This window comes from Caldimonas tepidiphila (assembly GCF_003569765.1).
Classification (GTDB): Bacteria; Pseudomonadota; Gammaproteobacteria; order Burkholderiales; family Burkholderiaceae_C; genus Caldimonas; species Caldimonas tepidiphila.
Genome location: NZ_QXMG01000116.1, coordinates 1 through 7,523, shown reverse-complemented (window position 1 = coordinate 7,523; position 7,523 = coordinate 1). Strand labels below are relative to the sequence as shown.

Sequence of the window (7,523 nt, the reverse complement as noted above, 5' to 3'; positions counted from 1 at the left end):
GCACGTCCTCGGGCTTCGGCTTCAGCGTCGACACCGTCGCGCCGAGCGTGACGATCACGACGGTCGGTTCTGGGAGGAATTGGGTGGAAGGCACTTGGGATGATACCTCCCCTGTTGATATCAAAATCTATTCAATAACCGGCACTCTCTACGCTGGAAACCTCACTTTCCCCAGCCCAAACGTCTGGAGGGTCACTTTCCATTCGACAACAAAGCCTTCCAACGGTCAAGAAATCCAAGCGGTAGCAACTGATGTGGCAGGAAATGTCGGGACTTCGGCGAAATTTACGGCTCCTGCAGGAGTGGCGGGAGAACCAATCAATCTTGGCCTCACGAATCCTTTAGGCGATGCGTCCCTCTTTACTGTGTTAGTTACCAATCTCCCAGAAGATTGGAAAATTAGTGCAGGTTCACGAGCAGAGGATGGGACATGGTTGGTTCAGGCAAGCGATATCCGAGCACTAAGCGTCATCACCCCCGCTAGTTTTTCAGGTTCCTTTGTCCTTAATGTCCAAATTAACTGGGTCGACGCGGAGGGCACTAGCCAAACGGTTTCCATTTCAAACAATATCGAAGCTTTCCCACCCCGTTCCCCCATCTTCGGCTGGGCCGGCGACGACCACCTCTCGGGCTCGAGCGGCGCGGACATGTTCGTGATCGCCAACCCGATCGGCTCGCACTTCATCCACCACTTCGAGACCGCCCAGGACCAGGTCAACCTGATCGGCTTCGAGGGCTTCGAGAACTTCGAGGCGGTGCGGGCGGCGCTGGGCGAGGACGAGGCCGGCAACGCGGTGCTCGCGCTCGGCAACGGCTCGAGCATCACGGTCTACGGCGTGCGCGCCGCAGATCTGCGGGCAGAGAACTTCGTCTACAACGTCGAACCGGTGCTCAACCAGGGCGGCACGATGACGCTGGCGAACGGCTCGATGCTGCCGCTCAGCGGCACGATCAACAACACCGGCACGATCGCGCTCGAGTCCACCGGCAGCGACACGTTGCTGCAGATGATCCAGCACGGCGTCAAGTTCCAGGGCGGCGGAGAGATCCGCATGTCCGACAGCGACGGCAACGTCATCGCCGGCAGCGTGTCGGACGTCACGCTGACCAACGTGGACAACACGATCTCGGGCGCCGGCCGCATCGGCGACGGGCAGATGACGCTGGTGAACCACGGCAGCATCGCCGCCACCGGCAGCAGCCACGCGCTCGTCATCGACACCGGTGCCAACGCGATCGTCAACACCGGCCTGTTCGCTGCCCTCGGCACGGCGGGCCTGGTGGTAGCCAGCGCGGTGAGCGGCCACGGCAGTGCGCTGATCGCCTACGGCGCGCAGCTCGGCTTCGCGGCCGCGTCGGACGCCAACGTTGACTTCGCCAGCGGCGGCGCCGGCACGCTGGTGCTCGGCCGTGCCGCCGAGTTCGGCGGCACGATCACCGGCCTGCTGGGCGGCGACGCGATCCGGATCGCGGACGTGGCCTTCTCGGGCACGTTGCCGCAGTTCGGCTACGCCGCGAGCGCGGCCGGCAGCAGCGGCACGCTGCGCGTCGGCGAGGGCAGCGAGGCGGTGCAGTTCACGCTGGTCGGCCGCTACACGGCGGACGACTTCCGCGTCGAGCGGGGCGAGGACGGCAGCTTGCGGCTGGTGAGCACGGCCAGCTACAACGGCACGGTGCTAGGCGGCTTCGGCGCCGACACGGTGGTCGGCACCTCGGGCGACGACATCGTCGTCGGCGGCAAGGGCGCGGACTTCCTCACCGGCGGGGCCGGCAGCGACACCTTCCTCTACCGCCTCGGCGACTGGGACGCGGTCGACACCATCACCGACTTCCAGGTCGGTGCCGGCGGCGATGTGCTGGCGGTCGGCGCGCTGTTGCAGGGCTGGTCGGTGGGCAGCGACCTGTCGCAGTTCATCAGCCTGCGCGAGCAGGAGGGCAGCACTGTCGTCAGCATCGACGCCGACGGCGCTCAGGGCACGGCCGCCTTCAGGGACCTGGTGGTTCTGCAAGGCGTGACGGGCCTGGACCTGGATGCGCTGCTCGCCCAGGTCGACGCCAACCCGCTGGGCTGAAGGGACGCCCGGGGCGCGAGCTCCGGGCACCGTGCTGGAACGGGGGCGCGCGGGTGACGAATCTGCACTAGGTCGGCGCCCCCCGGAGGGATAGCATGGCCACGCTGCCGGAATTCCGATGAAACCACTGCTCCAACTCCTCCGCCGCCCGCTGCTCCACGTCGCGGGCTTTTCTTTTTTCGTCAACCTGCTGCTGCTGATCCCGGCGATCTTCATGCTGCAGGTCTTCGACCGGGTGCTGGTGAGCCGCAGCGAGGAGACGCTGCTCGTGCTGCTGGCCGGCGCGGGCATCGGCCTGGCGATGATGTTCGCGCTCGACCACCTGCGCAGCCGGCTGCAGGGTGTGGCGGGCAGCGTGATCACCGAGGCGCTGTCGCCGGTGGTCACCAAGCTCGTCGTCGCGCAGGCCGCGCGGCGCAGCGGCCGGCCGATGTCCGAGGGGCTGCGCGACATCGGCACGCTGCGCTCGCTGTTCTCGGCGCAGGGGCTGCTGGCGATGTTCGACGCGCCGTGGCTCTTCGTCTACGTCGCGATCATCTGGCTCGCGCACCCGTTGCTCGGCGTCACGGCCATCGCCGCGGCGCTGCTGATGCTCGGCCTGGCCGTCGTCAACGACCTCGTCACGAAGCGCGAGATCGAGGAGCTGCAGAAGGCGGCGGCCGGCGCGACGCGCTACCTGGAGACCTCGCTCGCCAACGCGGAGGTGGTGCAGACGCTCGGCATGAGCGACGCGCTGATCGCGCGCTGGCGGAAGAAGAACGCCGAGGTGGTCGCGCTGCAGCAGCCCACCGCGAGCAGGACGGTCGGCATGGCCGCGCTCACGCGCACGCTGCGCCAGGCGGTGCAGGTCGTGATGCTGGCGGTCGGTGCCTGGCTCGTCATCACCGGCCACGCCTCGCCCGGCGTGACGATCGCCTGCACCATCCTGCTCGGCCGCGCGCTCGCACCGGTCGAGCAGATCGTCTGCAGCTGGAAGCTGCTGGCCGAGGGGCGCAGCGCCTTCCGCCGCCTGGGCGAGCTGCTCGCCTCCGCGGCCGCCGAGCCCCAGCGCATGGAGCTGCCGCCGCCACGCGGCCAGCTGCTCGCGCAGCAGCTCGTCTACCGCGCCCCGGACAGCGAGCGCGTGCTGCTCGCCGGCGTGTCGCTGCAGCTCGAGCCCGGCGAGTCGCTCGCCATCGTCGGCCCGAGCGGCGCCGGCAAGTCCACGCTGCTGCGCCTGCTCACTGGCGTGTGGGCGCCGACCGCGGGCACCGTGCGGCTCGACGGCTCGGACCTCGCGCAGTGGCCGCGCGAGCAGCTCGGCCCCTGGCTCGGCTACGTGCCGCAGGACGTCGAGCTGTTCCCCGGCACGGTGGCCGAGAACATCGCGCGGCTGGGCGAGGTGGACCCGCAGCGCGTGGTGCAGGCGGCGCAGCGCGCGCGCGTGCACGAGATGATCCAGTCGCTGCCGCAGGGCTACGACACGCCGGTGGAGCCGACGTCCGCGCTGCTGTCGCCGGGCCAGCGCCAGCGCATCGCGCTCGCGCGCGCGCTCTACGGCGACCCGAGGCTGCTGATCCTCGACGAGCCCAACTCCAACCTCGACGGCGGCGGCGAACTCGCGCTCGCCGAGGCGCTGAAGGCGCTGCGCGGCAAGGTGACGGTGGTGGTGGTCACGCACCGCACGACGCTGGTGCAGCACGTGGACAAGATGCTCGTGATCGAGGCCGGCAAGGCCAAGCACTACGGCCCGGTGGCCGAGGTGCTGAAGGCGATGCAGGGCCAGGGCGGCAACGGCACGCCGCCGCAGCCGTGGGCCGGCGGCGCACAGGTGGTGGCGATGCCGCGCGCAGCGACGATGGAGAAGGCGTGATGAGTGCCGCAGCGATGGATCCCCGCACCAACCCGGCGCTCGCGCCGCATCTCGGCGAGGCGCGGCGCCTGGCGCGCCGCGGCCTGCTCGTGCTAGGGCTCGGGCTGATGCCCGCGCTCGGTTGGCTCTCCTTCGCGCCGCTCGCGTCGGCGGTGGTCGCGCAGGCGCATGTCAAGGTCGACCTCGACCGCCGTCCGGTGCAGCACGCCGAGGGCGGCATCGTGCGCGAGGTGAAGGTGCGCGACGGCCAGCGCGTCGCGCAGGGCGAGCCGCTGCTCGTGCTCGGCGACGTCGGCGTCGACGCCGACGTGAACCGGCTGGGCTACCGGCTGCTGACCGAGCGTGCGGGCATCGTGCGGCTCGAGGCCGAGCAGGCCGGCGCCCGCGCGCTCGCCTTCCCCGACGAGCTGCTCGCCGCGGCCGAGAGCGACTCGCGCCTCGCCGAGCAGCTCGCCAAGGAGCGGGCACTGTTCGACGCGCGCCGCGACACGCTGCGGGGCCAGACCACGCTGCTGCGCACGCAGCGCGACAAGATCGCGCAGGAGAGCTCGTCGCTGCGCGCGCAGATCGACCAGGCGGTCGAGTCGCTGCGCCACCAGAAGGCCGAACTCGACACGAACCGCAAGCTGCTGAAGGACGGCTTCATCTCGGCCACGCGCATCTCGCAGCTCGAGGCCTCGGTGGCGGACTACGGCGTCAAGCTCGAGGAGCGCCGCTCCGAGCTCGCGCGCGCCGAGCAGCGCATGGTCGACGCCGAGCTGCGCATCAGGGCGCTCGAGAGCGACTACCGCCAGCAGGCGAGCGACCAGCTCAAGGTGGCGATGGTGCGGCTGTCGGAGCTCCAGCAGGAGCTGCGCAAGTCCACCGACGCGTCGGCGCGGCAGGTGATCGTCGCGCCGGTGGCGGGCGAGGTGATGAACCTGCGCTACGCCAGTCCCGGCACGGTGGTGTCGCCGCGCGAGCCGATCGCCGACATCGTGCCGGCCGATCCGCGCCTGGTGGTGGAGGCGCAGATTCGCCCCGAGGACATCAGCCACGTGCAGCAGGGGCTGCCGGCGCAGGTCCGCTTCACCGCCTTCAACACCCGCACCACGCCGATGGTGGACGGCAAGGTGTTCTACGTCTCGGCCGACCGGCTGGTCGACCGCGCGACCAACCTGCCCTACTACGTGGTGCTGATCGAGGCCGACGCCGCCTCGCTGAAGCATGCTGGCCAACTCGTGCTGCAGGCCGGCATGCCGGCCGAGGTCTACATCAAGGGCGAGGACCGCACGCCGCTGCAGTACCTCACCGAGCCGGTGACGCAGGTGCTGCGCCGTGCCGGGCGCGAGCGCTGAGCGGGCGTTGGGGCGGGGAACGCACGGGTGACCTGCTCTGGGAATTTCGAACCACTTGAAGCGTGAGACGATGGCTTCCAAGCAAGAGCGAGGAAGCAGTGAAGAAGAGCAGGTTCAGAGACGAACAGATCGTGAAGATCCTTCGGGAGGCGGACCGGGATCCGGTCAGCGAGGTCGCCAAGCGGCACGCAGTGAGCGAGCAGGCCATCTATGTGTGGCGCAAGCGGTTCGGCCAGATGGCCGGCGACGACGTGAAGCGGCTGCGCGAGCGCGAGCAGGAGAACGTGCGGCTGAGGAAGCCACTGGTTGACCGGGACCTCGAACTCGAGAAGGAGATCGGCTGAAACAAGTGGTGAGCGCGCAGGTCCGGCGAGTGCAGGTGGTCTACGCAATGGAGCGTGGGCTGTCGCAACGCCGGGTGTGCGCCCTGCTGCAGCTGTCGCGCTCGATGCTGTCGTACGAGCACAAGAGGGCGACCCAGGATGCGCCCGCGGTCGAGCGCATGAAGGAGCTCGCGGCGCAGTACCCACGCTACGGCTACCGGCTCGTGCGCATCTTCCCGGCCCGCGACGGTCACCGCATGAGCGCATCCAGGGCATGGCGGCTATGGAGCAGTGAGCGGTTGCAGGTGCCGCGCAAGCGGCCCCGGCGACGCGTTGCAGCGAGTCGTCCGTGTCCATGGGCGCCCGACCGAGCGAACCCTGTCTGGTCCTACGACTTCGTGTTTGATGCCTGCGCAAACGGCCAGCAGCTCAAGCGCCTGACCGTGATCGACGAGTGCACGAAGGAAGCACTGGCGATCGATGTGGCGGGCTCGATCCGCTCGGCACGCGTCATCGAGATGTGCTGCGCTGGGTCATCGAACCAGGCATCGAGACGGCGCTGATCGATCCCGGCAAGCCCTGGCAGAACGGCGCCACGGCGAGCTTCAACGGTCGATGCCGCGACGAATGCCTGTCGCTGGAGTGGTTCCGTACCCGGATGGAAGCGCGGGTCGTGAGCGAGGACTGGCGGCGCCACTACAACGAGGTGCGGCCTCATTCGAGCCTGGGCTACCGCACTCCGCTGGAGTTCCGGCAACAATCAGTCCCGCAAGGGAAATCAGCGGAAGCCGAAGTCAACCTTCCGATGGTCTGATTTTCCCGAGCAGGTCACTGTCCTCAACTCATTTACGCAACAACGCCCGTTGTGTGACCAAGTGGCTTCTCACGCCAGGCAAAGAAGAAACCCGCAGAGCGGGGTATGGAGGCATGAGCGACAGAAGCGCCCCTCAGCATGTGGCGCCATGAAGCCGCCGGGACAGGGGTGCGTCGAGGGCGGCTTTGGTCTGGCGCGGATCCGATGGTTATTGGCAGGCGGAGGCCAGCGCTTCGACGTCCGAGTGGATCAGCCCGTTGTTGTAGGGGCCGCCCTTGGGACCGTAGTAAGTCGGGGTGCCACGAGCATGCGAATCCGCCACGCGCGAGATGATGCAGCCGCGGCGTTTGCCGGACATGGACTTCAGGTGAGCGCTGGCGTTGATGTAGGCGTTGGCCACGGCCGGGGGCGCCGGATACTCAGTGGTGGCGTGCTGCACACTCACCGTCTCGGAATCTTGTCCCGTGTCGCCGGTGTGCTTGGTCGAGACCGTGATGGCGTACGAGCCGATGCTGGAGATGGTCCAGGGCACCGAGATGGTGGCGGTACTCATGTTGACCGAGCAGCTGCTCGTCACGGCCTTGAGTTGAGGGTTGCAGTCCTGCGAGTTGAAGGGGTTTCCAACGGAGCCGCCCAACAGGTTCTGATCGCCAATGAACACGTTCAGCGCATTGAGCCTATCCAGACCCGTCGGATGCGACACCGAGAAGGTGATGCTTTGAACGAAGGGATAGACGTTGCTATAGATCACCGTGCCAGTCTGGGGCGACAGGATCGAGACAGTGGGCTCGATCGCCGAAGCGCTCAGGCTGGAGAGGACCAGGAGGGCGGCGACGGCGGTGTGGTGAATGGAGGGCTTCATAAACGAGCAGTACCTTTTCTCAGACGTTACGCTACGGGACAACTACTAACAATTATTCACTTGTGCTAACGAAACGCGACCCCCTAGACAAGGGGGTAGTTACAAACTTCATCCTTGAGGGCAGGTGCAACCTTGGTCTCCAAGAGGCTGCGGCGGTGGCAGCCGCTCTAGGTCTTCCAAATGCTGCGTCCCAGGCGCTGGATCGGGCTTTGTTGCGCAAATAGATTGAGAGCGAGATTCCCCTGACCCCGGACGGAGTTATG

The 7,523-nt window shown here is 67.6% G+C and carries 4 protein-coding genes and 1 pseudogene; 4 read left to right on the top strand and 1 reads right to left on the bottom strand.

The window, feature by feature from the left end; translation table 11 throughout:
* The first annotated feature begins 647 nt into the window (after positions 1-647).
* From D3A59_RS24300 to D3A59_RS24285, 4 genes and pseudogenes are all read left to right on the top strand, one after another.
* Entirely contained in the window at positions 648-2,072 is a 1,425-nt protein-coding gene (locus D3A59_RS24300) for a type I secretion C-terminal target domain-containing protein (protein ID WP_119157895.1), read from the top strand.
* Between the two features lie 118 nt (positions 2,073-2,190).
* Positions 2,191-3,924, top strand: a complete 1,734-nt coding sequence (locus D3A59_RS24295; RefSeq protein ID WP_119157894.1) for a type I secretion system permease/ATPase — start codon at positions 2,191-2,193, stop codon at positions 3,922-3,924.
* Entirely contained in the window at positions 3,924-5,261 is a 1,338-nt protein-coding gene (locus tag D3A59_RS24290) for an HlyD family type I secretion periplasmic adaptor subunit (protein ID WP_119157893.1), read from the top strand. The genes D3A59_RS24295 and D3A59_RS24290 overlap by 1 nt, the downstream gene beginning before the upstream one ends.
* A 98-nt stretch (positions 5,262-5,359) precedes the next feature.
* Positions 5,360-6,398 (top strand): annotated as a pseudogene (locus tag D3A59_RS24285) (integrase core domain-containing protein).
* Between the two features lie 208 nt (positions 6,399-6,606).
* On the opposite strand, the gene D3A59_RS24280 reads toward D3A59_RS24285, so the two are convergent.
* A complete protein-coding gene (locus D3A59_RS24280) occupies positions 6,607-7,260 on the bottom strand; it encodes a hypothetical protein (protein ID WP_119157892.1) in 654 nt (217 codons plus the stop codon).
* Between the last annotated feature and the right edge of the window lie 263 nt (positions 7,261-7,523).